The organism is Nocardia sp. NPDC049220, assembly GCF_040647855.1.
In the GTDB taxonomy this organism is placed as follows: domain Bacteria; phylum Actinomycetota; class Actinomycetes; order Mycobacteriales; family Mycobacteriaceae; genus Nocardia.
Genome location: NZ_JBEZDA010000011.1, coordinates 54,780 through 67,570, shown reverse-complemented (window position 1 = coordinate 67,570; position 12,791 = coordinate 54,780). Strand labels below are relative to the sequence as shown.

Sequence of the window (12,791 nt, the reverse complement as noted above, 5' to 3'; positions counted from 1 at the left end):
TCGACACCGCAGTACTTCGAGCTTCCCACCTCCGACTGCGGCACGTCCATGAATCGGGCAAGAACCGGGCGATCGCGGCACTCGAGTCAGCCCGCGTTGTCGACGGCGTTGTGGCAGGTCGGCCAGTCACCGGGACGCGGTCCGGCAGGATGCTCTGGCGCGCTCGCCGCGCCGCGGATCGGCGGGCGGAGCGGGGTGGGATCGTCGGTACAGCGGTACGGTCAGGTGTTGATTTCTTCGACACGTTCGCGTACCCAGACCAGGAAGGTTCGCACCTCGGCGGTGGGTAGCGCGAGTGCTGCCACGCGGGGGCGCAGGAAGCTGCGCAACGCGGTTTCGATGAGAGGCCGAAAATCGTCCTGCGACGCTGCGATCATCTGTGCGGCCTCGCGCTTGGCCAGCCAGCGGCCTGTGCGGCAGAACGCGACCGAGCGGCAGCCGTTGAGCACTTGGTTGTCGGCCAGGTGGCCTTCCCCGTCGGTGTGTTCGCGGACCGAGGCGAGAATCGCGGTCAACAGGTCATGCCGGGTCGGCGCCGCAATGACCTGCCGGACCGGACTCCCGAAGAGCAGACGCCCGGTCTGATAGGCGATGGAGCGATCGATGACGTACCAGAAGGCTGGTGCTCGCGTCGCATCGAAGCTGGCGCGGTTCGACAGCAGCGGGCCGGTATTGAGATCCAGCAGGTATCCCGCCGCACCAGACGGATGCGAAGCGAAGTCCGAGTCGTAAACCACCAACTCCAACCCGGCCGCCGGGCATGGCAGGGCCGGATGGGCGACCGACAGCGCCAGTTCGCGCACGGCATAGGCAGGAAGGTCCGGGTCGGTCACCACTGCCACATCGATGTCACTGCGTCCATGTCGATAGTCCGCGAGCGCGATGGACCCGACCGCGAAGACGCTGACGAGATGAGAGCCGCAGACCGCGCGGGTGCGCTGAACGAGGTCTTCCAAGTATGGACGCAATTCGACGGGAAGCCATTGCGGATCCACGAGGGAGCGGGTCATCCGGCCAGTATCCATCTCAGCGTGCGGGGTCGGCGGATTGGCCGGGCGAACCCTGCTGCCCTCTTGGGAGATCCAGCGCGCGAGCGCGGCAGTCGCGCGCTGGATGCCCGTTGTCATCTCACGCGGAGATGGTTCCGCTGTAGGCGGTGAAAGCCCGGCCTTTCGACTGGCACCCGAAGCTGCCGTGGAAGCCGGCCGCACACCTGGATCCCGCGTACTCGATGAACGGGCCCCACTGGCCACTGCCCGTTTTCACCGAATCGAGGGATGGGTTGCCGTCGGGGAGGGTGAAGGCGGCGCCCGAGCCGAAAGTCGGGTGCGCGGGCAGCCAGGGTTGATCGATGACGATGTCGTTCACGCTGAACGGGAACGGCAGAAAGCTGTACTGCAGGCGCGTGGGGTAGCCGAAGTCGCAGCCGACCGTACCGTCTGCGGCGATGGCGCAGTTGATGCTGCCCACGCTGAAGTACACGGGTCCCGGATCGGCTTGCGCCGTCGCGCTCAACAGGATCGGGGCCAAGGCCGCGGTCGCCACAACTCCGACGACTCGGCGCATGATGCGGTTCATACAGAACTCCTCGGTGAATTCGATGACGCTGAATATGAATCGACAGGTCTGTCGACGTTCCCGAGATATTCGTTTCAGGTGAGCGGGCGGCGCGCCGGGCGGAGATCGAACCGTAACAGTCCCTATCGCCGTGTCGGCACGCAGGCGTCGAGGTCGCCTCACATTGATCCAGGCGGGTATCGATGGGTGATCGCGGCCGCGACTGGCGAGTCTGTGGTGGACGGGAGGTGGGCCGACCCCCGGTGCGGGCACTGGCCGTGCGAGCGGCGGTTGAACCGGACGGGTCGAGAATTCGGCACAGGCGAGGTGCTCCGCATGCACAATTCGGCGCGAGCGTCGGGATGGGTTCGAGTCGACGACCTACCCGGCGGCACGCGGGGTGAGTGACTGTGACCAGCGCGGCGGCAGCCCTGGTCGCCAGATCGACGTAGAATACCGGGCAGTCGGGTGTTTTCAACTCGGTGTGGGCGAGCGGCTCGATGTGGGGCCGTCGAGGCGCGGCACTCTTGGTCGGCTCGCCTGGTTCGTTGTCACGTCAACATCTGTCGACAAGATCGGATGGTGTTTCGGCTATGCGAACTGAAGGTGACGAGTGGGACATTGTCAGCAGCGTCGGACTCACCGCGTTGGGTGTCGCGACGTTTCGGGCGTTGGAGGCGGCCGGTCCCGATCCGCTGATTCAGGATGATTACGCGCCGCTGTTCGTCGAGGCCGCTGGTGAACCGCATTTCACCGGGCTGCTGGCCGACCCATCCACGCTTGCCGACACGCCGTTGGTTCCCGGTTTCATGGGCTTTCGGACAAAGTTCTTCGACGAGTTCTTCTTGTCGGCCGGCGCGGACGGGGTGCGGCAGGCGGTGATCATCGCCGCAGGGTTGGATGCGCGGGCCTACCGGCTCGAGTGGCCGGCGGGTACCACGGTGTTCGAGGTCGACCAGCCGAAGGTGTTGGAGTTCAAAGAGAAGGTGCTCACCGAACATCATTCGCACCCGAAGGCGGATCGGCGAGTGGTGGCGGTGGACCTACGCGACGACTGGCCTGCCGCGCTCGATCGGGCGGGCTTCGATCCCGACCAGCCCACCGCGTGGTCGGCCGAAGGGCTGCTGCCGTATCTGCCCGGTGCGGCGCAGGACGCGTTGTTCGAGCGGATCGACGAATTGTCCGCACCCGGTAGTCATCTCGGCGTGGAGAGCTTCGTCGCGGGTACCGATGTCAAGCGCTTCGCGAGCATCGAATCGAAGTATTTCGACAACAGTCCATTCGGCGATATCGACCTGACCGAACTGTTCTACGACGACGAGCGTGCTGATCCGGTGCAGTGGTTGACCGAAAGTGGCTGGTCGGTCCAGACTTTCAGTCCGGCCGAACTGGCCACGGCTTACCGTCGATCGGTGCGGGATCTCCCCGATGAGATTGCCGATCTGTGGGAGTTACCGAGGTATCTGATCGCGGTGAATTAGCGTCGCCGACGTTGGGATTGGGCGGCCCGCTGCCGGCAGGTACTCGGGCGGTAGTCGGGGTTCCCGTAGTAATCGCGCCACTCACGGTGAAATAGATCGCCGACATGACCGGGTTGACGACCGGTTCGGCAACTCGAGCGCGGCGGCTACGTCACCCGCGTGCCAGACACGCACGATCGGCGCCGCGTGCTGGTCACCCCGGTCCCCGAACGCGTGGCCCGCGTCACGACGGTCTGGAACGACCTCGGCGAGGGGCGGCGGTTTATGATCAGCGAGCACACCGACACCGAGTTCGAGTTGACTATCGAGCACATGCGGAAAGTTCAGCAGCTCAGCCCTATTCAGATCGAGCGCCTGCGGTCAGGTGGCAAATCCGACTCGTCGGCCCCCACCGAGCACTAGGCCATTGCTCCCGTGCCGGTGTTCGGTCATCGGCCAGGTATCCGGCCACCGGATGGAGTGCGGCCGTAGTCGCCGAAGGTCAACTCGCACACTTCGCGCACCCGATCAGAAGAGGGTGTCGCGGACGCGTAACGGCAACCGCGACCGGCGGCGCCGCCGACACCTTGTCCGGCACGAATCCCAGCCCCGGCAAGGCACACAGCGTCACCGACAGGCCCTACCGATCCGCCGGAACCCCGCCCTCGGCCCGGATCGACGAACGCCAAATCCGATGGCGTCAGCGTGAAATACCGGAACAACTCCTCCCGGCTGATCTCCGGGAACTCGCGCAGACGCTGCAACTCCTCGTCCGCGAATAGCCGCGTCGCCACGAACTCCCAAACCTCCAACTGCTCCGATCAACCTCATCAGCGGCCAAGCCAAGCATCAACGACCCGAACCGGCGGCACAAAACCCCGCCCATACCAGGCAATACGCCATATCCGCCCGATTTTCGGCGATTACCACCCGAACCCCGCCTCGTACTGATGACTGAGGCAGGTTTGTGAGCCAGTCGGTTCAGCCCTCGACCTCCTGCGCGAAAGGGAAGTCGCGAGACGTCTTCTGAGGGATCAGGCGTCGACCGGCTTGGGTCTTGGTTAGAGAATCGACGATCCGGCCGGCGTCCTCAACCGACAGGCCGACTTCGCGACACTTGTGTCTCAGCACATCTACCGAGACACGGTTCCGTCCCCATCGGTGCCGCATATTCATCATGTCGGCTTTGAGCTTCGCCTCCTCGTTCCACTTCATGTGACCGCCATAGCCTTCGGCGTATCTGCCGATGCACTCCAGGATTTCGCTGACGTCGGTGGGCAAGTTCGGGTTGCTCATAACTCAAAGTGTGATCTCCTCCAGCAATGCAGCGCCACACGCTGATCGGTCGGCTCGTCCGAACCCGACGTGGCGGGTCTTGAGCCCAAGAAGGTTTCGAGACAGGTATCGAGGACTTCGTCGCCAGGCTAGAGCGTGTCGAAGTGGCGAGTGATCCGCTTTGCCAGGGAGCCCGCAGCGGCTCCTAGGATCGGTGGGTGCTCGCTTCTCTCGTCTCGTTCACCCTCGCCGCGGTCCTGCTCGTTATCTTGCCGGGCCCCGACACCCTGGTGGTGTTGCGTGGGTTGGTGCGCGGCGGCCGCCGGGAGGGAGTGCTCACCTCGGTCGGGGTGTTGTGCGGGCTGATGGTGTGGATGCTGGCCGCTGTCGCGGGGTTGTCGGCGTTGCTGCAGGCCAGCGAACTCGGCTACGACGCACTCAGGGTCATCGGAGCCTGCTACCTGGTTTGGATGGGGGTGCGGTCGTTGCGGTCGGTCCTGCGCGCGGCCCCCGCAGTCGCGGCCGCCGACCCGGCGCCGACACGGCCGGTTTCGCCAATGAGCCGTGCCGGAGGTTTGACCTCCGGTCTGCTCACCGATCTGCTCAACCCCAAGATCGGCATCGTGTTCATCAGCTTCGTGCCCGGCTTTGTCCCGCAGGGGCACTCGGTGGGCTGGACCACGTTGGGGCTGGGTGCCCTCTACATCGTGCTGACCGCGATCTACTGCGCGCTCCTGGTCGCCGTGGCCGGGAAGATCGCCGCCTGGATGCAGACCCCGCGAGTGCGCCGGCGCCTGGACGCGATCGCGGGCATGACGTTGATCGGTTTCGGCTGCCGCCTCGCCACCGAGGGTTGAACAACCCGCGACACCCGTCCGCAGGGACTGTTCATGAATTGCGGTTGTTGAACACTCGGCCCGAAACCGGCTTCGGCACGGGAACGCCCAGGTCGGCCGAAAATGGCGACTGTTCGAAAAACGTGTCGTAAAGTCTAGCTGTTCAACAATGGTGAGCCACCCTTTTATCTGCGATTGTTGGGTGACGGATACCGATGCGCTCGAACCGTTTTCCCTCGATGGCGATGCTCTGGATCCGATCGGCGGGGGAGGCGCTCTGATCGGGTATGCCCGGGTATCGACCCGCGACCAGAATCTGGATCGGCAGACCCGCGCGTTGAAGGCCGCGGGGTGCAAGAAGGTGTTCGCCGACAAGAAGTCCGGAAAAGACCGCGAGCGTGAGCAACTGTCGGCGTGCCTGGATTACATGCGTGCCGGCGACACCCTCGTGGTCGCCTCGCTGGACCGGGTCGGCCGCTCCCTGCAGGACCTGATCTCGATTGTGGCCGACCTCCGCCGCCGCGGGATCGGGTTCCGGTCGCTACACGAAGCGCTCGACACCACCACCGCTGGCGGCCGTGTTCCATGTGTTCGCCGCCCTAGCCGAATTCATTCGCGAGTTCATCGTCGAAGGCACCCACGAAGGCCTGGCGGCTGCCCGTGCTCGCGGTCAGCGCCTCGGCCGACCACCGGCGATGACCGACGAACAGGTCCGCCAGGCCCGCGCGCTGCTCACCCGGCCTGATGTCGGTGTCCTAGATCGCGCGGCTGCTCGGCGTCTCCAGGACCACTCTCTACAAGTGCCTGCCCGAACTCACCGAAGGCACCCGGAGTCCGGCGAGCGCTCGCCGCACAGGACCCATGACCGCTGTACCTTCACCAGCAGTCATCACCGCCAAGGGACGATTCAAGCCAGCCGATGAGTTACCGTCCCCAGCATGGACATCGCCCCCCACCCGCCCATGGCAGTGGTGCTCCGATACGTCGATGCCTTCAACAACGGTGACTCGAAGGCGATGGCAGCGCTGTGCGCTGATCCGATGCAGATACTCGACGGAATGGCACCGCATGTGTGGCAAGGGCCGACAGCCAGCCAAGACTGGTGGCGCGACGTGTGCAAGGAGGGCGAGCACGCAGGAGCATCGGGCTACCACATTGCGGTCGGCGAGCCACGACACGTCGACATCGCCGGTGACCACGCGTATGTCGTTGTTCCCGCCACCATGACGGTCAATGTGCAGGGCACGCAGGTAACACAAACCGGCTCTACCTTCACCATCGCGCTCGGCAAAGTTGGAACACAGTGGCGGCTGACGGCCTGGGCTTGGGCAAAGGGTGCCTGACGTGTCGGCTCGACGATGTTCGGGCTACGGGCGCACCGCCCTCGCCGAGGTGATGGCTGCACGGGATGAACTCGAGAAGCTGGGCATCGAGGCGCGGCTCCTCGCGCTGCCGGGCGGCGACGTGCTGTACGGCCGCGAAAAGTAGCTACCGGTCCCGGCCGAGCAGAAACAGCTGAGCCTGGGGAAGGGTGCCGCCCAGGATCCGCCGGCACCGCGCGCATCTGACCTCATCGCGAGTCGCGACGAGCGCGCCCGGATCCCACCCCGCCACACCGGTCCGGCACACCAACTCGGGCACATCTCCCCACCGACCCACTTCCCGAGTCGCACCGCGTGCACGGTGCGGCCGGACCGCACGAGCGCGTGGATTCCGGGGTCACCGAATCTCACCCGCGCGGCGTTGGCGAGCGGGCTGATACCGGTCATGACCGAGAAGATACCGAGCCACCCCGACATACCGGACCGTCAATGTGCGCCACACACAAGACATCTCGCTGCCGCGCTCTACGACATTCGGCGCCGAGATAAAGCGACGCCGTGTCCCCTCGGCATGGCATGCTGTCGGGCATGCGAACAGTGTGGGGAGTATTGGCAGCCGGTGCCGCGGCGATGGTTGTTCTCGGTGCGGCGGCGGGCACCGCGACCGCCGAGGGCGTGTTTGTCGGCGAGTACGAGACAAATGCACAGTGTGTGGCAGCCGGGGAGCAGTACCGCAGCTCCGACACCCGGCCCGATTGCGTCTATGGCCAGCAAGGCAGCGGCTGGCAATTGTGGATCCGCTCGATCGGCGGCTGACTCGGCACGACTCGTCCGCGAACACCCCGGGTAGTTGGGGTTCCGGTAGTAACGGCGCAAAAAACAACGTATTTCGACATAAGTCCTGGTCAAGCGGGGTGACTTCGCAGCAGGATCGTAGCTGCAGACAACGGGCCGGGTTGCGGCCCGACCAGCGAATACGTCCATATCCGTTGGCTTTCCGCCGTTACTACCGGGACCCCGGCAACCCGCCATCGCTGCTGGTCAAGCCATTGTCGTTGTTTTCCGCGCGATTCGCCCGGAACCCCTGGTCGCGGTGTTGTTCGGGATGCCATGGCGGCTGAGTGAAAACTGCGGGTTGTCGGTGTTTACGACGCTGCTCGCGCGCCACCGCGGCGACGACTCCTGGTGGAAGGCGGCCCTGGTGGAATGCCAGGCTCGGGTGCACGATTGGGACGATATGAGTGTGGCGATAGCCACAGATGGTGGGCTCCCCGCGCAAATGATATTCACCTGCTGTTCCCGATTGAATTGGCGCACAAGCATTGTGCCTCGATCACGCGATTTCTATTGTGGGCTGATTTGTGATAGGGCGCTCGCCGGCCCGGTGTCCATCGCTGAAATATTCGCGGCCGCTACGGTGTAGGTGCCAAGTGAACTGCGAAGCTGTGACTTCTGACTGGTTACGTCACGCCGTCGTGCGTGCCCGAGATGAAGTTGACGTCGCAGTGTGGTGTCGGCCGATGCCAAGAGTCCGTGCGGTTCGGGGGGTCGATAGTGGTGGCGTTGCGTGTCTGGGCGACTGATCTGGACCGCAACGGAGGGGTCCGACCGGGGCGATGACGAGGTGCGTTCATGAACCGCGGAAGGTTCGGAGTCGGTGTCCGTCAGGGGCGAGAAGGCATGAAACGTGCGAGTTTCCCACAATCGGGAAGCTGCTGATTTGCTCGTCGGTCAAAATGGCGGCGAAAGTTCGTTGTGAATAGACGGTAGAGGTAGCGTGATGGGTCAAGTTGTGTCGGAACAGCCCTATTCTGCGCTACGATCGCGCGACATCTTCTCGGCCTGGGTGATCGATTCGCTCCCGACTTTCGGCTCCTCGGTCGTCGACGGCTCGTTGACCGCGTCCGCCTTCGCCGGTCTGGCCAACCAGGCTCTCGCGGATCTACCGTTCGCGGACGACAATGATCCCGACGCGGCGCGGCGGCTGATCGTCGAGTTGGGCATTATCGGCTCCTCGGTTGCTTGCTACAGCCACCGGGAGAACCTCGCCCTAGCCCGGCGCGATCCTGGACACAGTTTGGAAGCACTCCGCGTCGGCGCGACGAGGACGCCGTTCCGGGCGTATTTCAGTGACCTCATCGGACGTTCGGGTACGGGCCACCCGAACCGGGACGCCTATGCCTCGCTGATCCGTTGGAACGCGCCGGAGATGAGTGCGTATCGGGGTGTCAGCCGCCTCTGCACGGTACCCAGTGTCTTCGACGACGGCCGTATCCGCACCTACACCGCGGAGATCGGCGAAACGTTGATCATCGAGCTGTTCAAGCGCTGTGAGACCCTCGAATTGGCCGCAAACGAAGTCCTGCAACCGATCTGGGCCGGTGGGACATCCACCATGGGTCGCGACGAACTCGCCGAGCGGTTCGCGACGGCTCGGCTGATGCTGGCCGGTGTTCGGCGGCTGTTCCTGAACTTCCATCTGGGCGACGAGCGTGGCGCATTGTCGGTGGATCACTTCGTGGATGTCTTTCGTCAGTACGCGATCCACTGGGATCACGACGATGTCCCGCCCAGCGGTCCGCAGGACATCCAGTTCATCCTGCGCGACCTGATGACCGATATTCAGCTGCCCAGCTTCAAACGCCACGTCGAGCGGATACACGCCGGATTGCTGGCCGAAGAGCGACAGGTGGTCACCGACGCGGCGGTACGACCTTCGCTGCCCAGAGTTCTGCTGGACGAGGCCGGGCTGTCCACCGTCGACCTCGCCACCATGTCGGACTCCGAGTTGGCATCGGCGCTGCGCCGATGCCCAGCCCTCGGCGAGTGCTACCTGTACCTGGAACTCAACGCGCGACTGTCGGCCGCCCACCTGATGGTGGCGAAGAAGTACCTGTACAAGCCCAACCGCCAGCGAGACGCGGCGGGCGCGGCGGTACCGGCCCCCGTTCCGAACGACAAGGGCATTACCGAGTTGACCGAGTCCGCCCTGGATGTTCTCAACCGGGCACGCCGTGACCATGTCATGACCGCGATCGGTCGATGGCGCACTGCCGAGGTGGCTGCGCTCTGCGGGGCGACCGTCCAGCGCGACCTCTCGATGGACGAGGCCCTCGCGTTGTTCGCGCCCGGCGAATCGTCGAGTTCGTTGTCGACGTCAAGCCTCGCTTCCTCGGGCGGGACTTGGTAGCGGGCCGCGCGATCACTGTCGAACCAATACGTCAGCGAGCTGAGCCTGATGGGGAACGAGGTGCTGACCGAAGCCGGGACCGAGCTTCCGGCAGTGGTCGCCGAGGCCCGAATGCCACCACGCTTGCCGGCGAGTTCCTGGCCGTCCCGCATCGGCGTTCCTGGCCTGGGTCGGGAAATCTTTGCGGCTAGTTGTGCACGTGCACATGGGAACTGGACCAAGCATCGGTCGGTGTGTGAAGCAGCCCCGGGAACACTAGACTCTGCCGGAATTCTCGGAGGGAGTGCGCGCATATGGCTGATATCGGGGTGAATGCTCGTAAGGCCGCTCGCGGCGGCCCCGAGATCGGGTGTCCGGTCGAGCGTGGCCAGGACGGGGTCTGGCGGGTTCGGGGCTACGCGGCCGGCCTCGCGATGCTGCGCAGCGCGGGAACTCGACAGGCAGGACTGGGGATCGAGACCATCGAAAAGCTGCCGGCGCGGATTCGCCGCCCGGTGTTGTACCGGGACGGTCCGGAACATCGGGAACACCGACGGCAGACGGCCCGGTACTTCACTCCGCGTCGCGTGGACGAGCATTATCGCGAGGTGATGGTGCGCGTGGCCGAAACGCAGCTCGCCGAGCTGCGACGGGCGGGCCGTAAACAGCTCACAGAGCTGAGTTTTCCGCTCGCCATCGAGGTCGTGTCCGCGGTGATCGGACTCACCAACAGTCGCCCCGGTATCCAGCGCAGGTTGGACCGTTTCTTCCCGGAGAAGTTCGGCAAGCCCGGGCTGACCAGTGTGAGTGGGGTCTACTGGACGATCCGGCAGACCTCGGCGTGGCTGCGACTGTATTTCGGCGATGTGCGGCCTGCGGTTCGAGCGCGGCGTCGAGAACGGCAGGACGACCTGATCTCGCACCTGCTCGACGAAGGGTGCACCGATGGCGAGATCCTCGGCGAATGCCTGACGTTCGCGGCTGCCGGGATGATCACCGCGCGCGAGTTCGTCAATGTCGCCGCGTGGCATCTTTTCACCGATAACTTGCTGTTGGAACGGTACCGAACCGCGGCGGAATCCGACCGACTGGCAATCCTGCGGGAAATGCTGCGGCTCGAACCGGTGATCGGAAATCTGCTGCGGCGCACCACGACCGCGGTAGAGGTGCCGACCGCGGATGGCGGGACAGTCACCGTGCCTCCGGGTGAACTGGTGGACATAGTGCTCAGCGTGGCCAACCTCGACCCGAAGGCGATGGGCGCGCACCCGTCGACCGTCCGTCCCGTCCGCCCCGTTGCCGAGGGCGTCATCGATGTGGGGCTGTCCTTCGGCGCGGGCCCGCACAAATGTCCAGGCGTGCACATCGCGATGCTGGAGACCGATATCTTCCTCAGCAGACTGTTCGCCTTGGACGGTGTGCGCATGGCGGCGCCGCCACGGGTGAGTTTCAACGAGGAGATCAACAGTTACGAATTGCGTGGGTTGGAAGTCGTACTGCCACAACCCGATGCGATCTGACTGTCACAGAATCGGCTCTCTCGAGGTTGTCCCTCGAGTTGCGGGTCACACGGTGCTGTTCGATGATGAGCCGGACGCGGTGCGCGATGCGGCGCCCGCGACTTGGTTGAAGGACGACACGGATGGCCACCAGAGTTCCCTACGCCGAAACGACTCTTACCCAGGTGGTTCCGGGCTCGCCCGGCGATGTCCGAGATTTCTATCGCGACCTTTCTCAGCTGGGTCGGGTTCATCCACTCGTCGTCCGTGTCGACCGATTACCCGACACCGACGAGGGTGGCGTCAGCTCGAGCAACTATCGAGTGACAGATCGCATGCCGTTCGGACTGTTCTCGTATCGGATCACTTACCGGGTGCGGAGCCGAATGACGGACGAGGGAAACCTTGTCGTCGACGTCTACCAGTTCCCGCGGATTCACGTGCAGAACGAGGTCTCGTTCGCCGATCACGACTCGGGTACGTTGCTGACCGAACGGTTACGCTTCGCCGCACCGTGGGGGCTGGTCACGATCGTTCGGCGGTTGGGTGTCGATGCGCATGTCACGATGCTCGACAATCTTCGTCGCCGCTTAACTGCGGTTTCTCCTGGCATGCCCCGATGAGCAGCGCGCGCAACGCGATCGACAGCCGCAGGCCCGCTCCCACTCCGCCACCGTATCCGCAGGGTTGGTACGCGGTCGGGTTCAGCCGCGAGTTGCGTGCGGGTGCCGTGCTGACGCGGCACTTCATGGGGCGGGAGATCGTTTTGTTCCGCACGGCGAGCGGTCGTCCCGCGGCGGTGCAGGCCCACTGCCCGCACCTCGGCGCGCATCTCGGCCGAGGCGGCGTCGTCACGGGGGAGAACCTCCGCTGTCCCTTTCACGGTTTCCAGTTCGACACCACAGGCAACTGCGCCGCGACTCCGTACGGGTCCCCACCACCGTCGGCCCGGCTCGGTGTGCTTCAGCTGCGGGAGGTGTGTGGTGCTCTTCTGCTCTTTCACGACCCGCGCGGTGCTGAGCCGTCCTGGGAGGTGACGGCGCCCGAGCAGCTCGATCGGCAATGGTGGCCGGTACGGCACGCCACGCTGCGGCATCGCGGGCATCCGCAGGAGGTCACCGAGAACAGTGTGGATCTCGGCCATCTCACGGTGCTGCACGGCTTCCGGAACGTGGAGGTACTCGAGCCGTTGCGCGTCGACGGCCAGCGACTGTTTACCCGGTACGCCATTCGGCGGCGGACGCCGTTTTTGCGCGGCAGCCTGCCGCTCGAATTCGACGTGCACGTCGACGGTCTGGGCTTTTCGCGAGTCGAACTCACGATGCCCACGCTCGGATGGCAAGTGCGACAGCTGGTATTGCCCACTCCGATCGACCGGGACCGGGTGGAGTTGCGCCTCGCCCTCACCGTGCGTAGACGCGGTCGGGTGTGGGCCGGCCCGGATCTGCTGCTGCAACGATTCGCACTGCACGCGTTCGTCTCAGAGGTGCGCGCCGACATCGCGATCTGGAACCACAAGTGCTACCTCGGCAGGCCCGCGCTGGCTGCGGGTGACGGCCCGATCGGCCGCTACCGCAAGTGGGCACAGCAGTTCTACCAGGGAGACAGTGAGTTTCACGTGGCAGACAACCCGTTCGCGTCCCCGGAGGTGTCATGAAAGTCGCGGTCGCAGA

At 64.8% G+C, this 12,791-nt stretch carries 13 protein-coding genes and 2 pseudogenes; 11 read left to right on the top strand and 4 right to left on the bottom strand.

Features of this window, described 5'->3' with window-relative positions; all coding sequences use genetic code 11:
• Positions 1–221 precede the first annotated feature (221 nt).
• Both AB0C34_RS22305 and AB0C34_RS22300 read right to left on the bottom strand, forming a co-directional pair.
• Entirely contained in the window at positions 222–1,010 is a 789-nt protein-coding gene (locus AB0C34_RS22305; RefSeq protein ID WP_357076093.1) for an aminoglycoside adenylyltransferase domain-containing protein, read from the bottom strand.
• A gap of 118 nt (positions 1,011–1,128) precedes the next feature.
• On the bottom strand, positions 1,129–1,578 hold the full coding sequence (locus AB0C34_RS22300) for a hypothetical protein (RefSeq protein ID WP_357076090.1): 450 nt from the start codon (positions 1,576–1,578) through the stop codon (positions 1,129–1,131).
• Positions 1,579–2,150: 572 nt separating this feature from the next.
• Here AB0C34_RS22300 and AB0C34_RS22295 point away from each other — a divergent pair.
• Together AB0C34_RS22295 and AB0C34_RS22290 are read left to right on the top strand one after the other, a co-directional pair.
• Entirely contained in the window at positions 2,151–3,038 is an 888-nt protein-coding gene (locus AB0C34_RS22295; protein ID WP_357076087.1) for a class I SAM-dependent methyltransferase, read from the top strand.
• Positions 3,039–3,197: 159 nt separating this feature from the next.
• A complete protein-coding gene (locus AB0C34_RS22290; RefSeq protein ID WP_357076084.1) occupies positions 3,198–3,440 on the top strand; it encodes a hypothetical protein in 243 nt (80 codons plus the stop codon).
• Positions 3,441–3,573: 133 nt separating this feature from the next.
• Here AB0C34_RS22290 and AB0C34_RS22285 read toward each other — a convergent pair.
• Positions 3,574–3,811: pseudogene (locus AB0C34_RS22285) on the bottom strand (DUF4158 domain-containing protein); the annotation flags it as partial.
• 187 nt (positions 3,812–3,998) lie between these two features.
• The gene (locus AB0C34_RS22280; RefSeq protein WP_357076081.1) at positions 3,999–4,313 is read right to left on the bottom strand and encodes a hypothetical protein; all 315 of its coding nucleotides are present in this window, start codon (positions 4,311–4,313) and stop codon (positions 3,999–4,001) included.
• A gap of 197 nt (positions 4,314–4,510) precedes the next feature.
• Here AB0C34_RS22280 and AB0C34_RS22275 point away from each other — a divergent pair, with 197 nt between their 5' ends.
• From AB0C34_RS22275 to AB0C34_RS22235, 9 genes and pseudogenes are all read left to right on the top strand, one after another.
• Positions 4,511–5,149, top strand: a complete 639-nt coding sequence (locus tag AB0C34_RS22275) for a LysE family translocator (RefSeq protein ID WP_357076078.1) — start codon at positions 4,511–4,513, stop codon at positions 5,147–5,149.
• 256 nt (positions 5,150–5,405) lie between these two features.
• Positions 5,406–5,887 (top strand): annotated as a pseudogene (locus AB0C34_RS22270) (recombinase family protein).
• Positions 5,888–6,066: 179 nt separating this feature from the next.
• On the top strand, positions 6,067–6,471 hold the full coding sequence (locus AB0C34_RS22265) for a nuclear transport factor 2 family protein (RefSeq protein WP_357076075.1): 405 nt from the start codon (positions 6,067–6,069) through the stop codon (positions 6,469–6,471).
• 1 nt (position 6,472) lies between these two features.
• Positions 6,473–6,616: a hypothetical protein gene (locus AB0C34_RS22260; RefSeq protein ID WP_357076072.1), complete on the top strand. Its 144-nt coding sequence runs from the start codon at positions 6,473–6,475 to the stop codon at positions 6,614–6,616.
• Positions 6,617–7,038: 422 nt separating this feature from the next.
• A complete protein-coding gene (locus AB0C34_RS22255) occupies positions 7,039–7,266 on the top strand; it encodes a hypothetical protein (protein WP_357076069.1) in 228 nt (75 codons plus the stop codon).
• A gap of 964 nt (positions 7,267–8,230) precedes the next feature.
• Positions 8,231–9,640, top strand: coding sequence for a hypothetical protein (locus tag AB0C34_RS22250; protein WP_357076066.1), 1,410 nt, complete (start codon positions 8,231–8,233; stop codon positions 9,638–9,640).
• A gap of 293 nt (positions 9,641–9,933) precedes the next feature.
• Positions 9,934–11,139 (top strand): cytochrome P450, encoded by a 1,206-nt coding sequence (locus tag AB0C34_RS22245; protein WP_357076063.1) that lies wholly within the window; start codon positions 9,934–9,936, stop codon positions 11,137–11,139.
• A 122-nt stretch (positions 11,140–11,261) separates the two neighbouring features.
• Positions 11,262–11,741: an SRPBCC family protein gene (locus tag AB0C34_RS22240; RefSeq protein ID WP_357076060.1), complete on the top strand. Its 480-nt coding sequence runs from the start codon at positions 11,262–11,264 to the stop codon at positions 11,739–11,741.
• The gene (locus tag AB0C34_RS22235) at positions 11,738–12,775 is read left to right on the top strand and encodes a Rieske 2Fe-2S domain-containing protein (protein WP_357076057.1); all 1,038 of its coding nucleotides are present in this window, start codon (positions 11,738–11,740) and stop codon (positions 12,773–12,775) included. Before AB0C34_RS22240 ends, AB0C34_RS22235 begins: the two co-directional genes overlap by 4 nt.
• The last annotated feature ends 16 nt before the right edge of the window (positions 12,776–12,791 follow it).

Excerpts from the sequence above, each read along its gene's own strand:
- AB0C34_RS22280 (WP_357076081.1), bottom strand. The coding sequence starts at position 4,313 with ATGAGCAACCCGAACTTGCCCACCGACGTCAGCGAAATCCTGGAGTGC.
- AB0C34_RS22240 (WP_357076060.1), top strand. The coding sequence starts at position 11,262 with ATGGCCACCAGAGTTCCCTACGCCGAAACGACTCTTACCCAGGTGGTT.
- AB0C34_RS22305 (WP_357076093.1), bottom strand. The coding sequence starts at position 1,010 with ATGACCCGCTCCCTCGTGGATCCGCAATGGCTTCCCGTCGAATTGCGT.
- AB0C34_RS22300 (WP_357076090.1), bottom strand. The coding sequence starts at position 1,578 with ATGAACCGCATCATGCGCCGAGTCGTCGGAGTTGTGGCGACCGCGGCC.
- AB0C34_RS22245 (WP_357076063.1), top strand. The coding sequence starts at position 9,934 with ATGGCTGATATCGGGGTGAATGCTCGTAAGGCCGCTCGCGGCGGCCCC.
- AB0C34_RS22255 (WP_357076069.1), top strand. The coding sequence starts at position 7,039 with ATGCGAACAGTGTGGGGAGTATTGGCAGCCGGTGCCGCGGCGATGGTT.
- AB0C34_RS22235 (WP_357076057.1), top strand. The coding sequence starts at position 11,738 with ATGAGCAGCGCGCGCAACGCGATCGACAGCCGCAGGCCCGCTCCCACT.
- AB0C34_RS22250 (WP_357076066.1), top strand. The coding sequence starts at position 8,231 with ATGGGTCAAGTTGTGTCGGAACAGCCCTATTCTGCGCTACGATCGCGC.
- AB0C34_RS22265 (WP_357076075.1), top strand. The coding sequence starts at position 6,067 with ATGGACATCGCCCCCCACCCGCCCATGGCAGTGGTGCTCCGATACGTC.
- AB0C34_RS22295 (WP_357076087.1), top strand. The coding sequence starts at position 2,151 with ATGCGAACTGAAGGTGACGAGTGGGACATTGTCAGCAGCGTCGGACTC.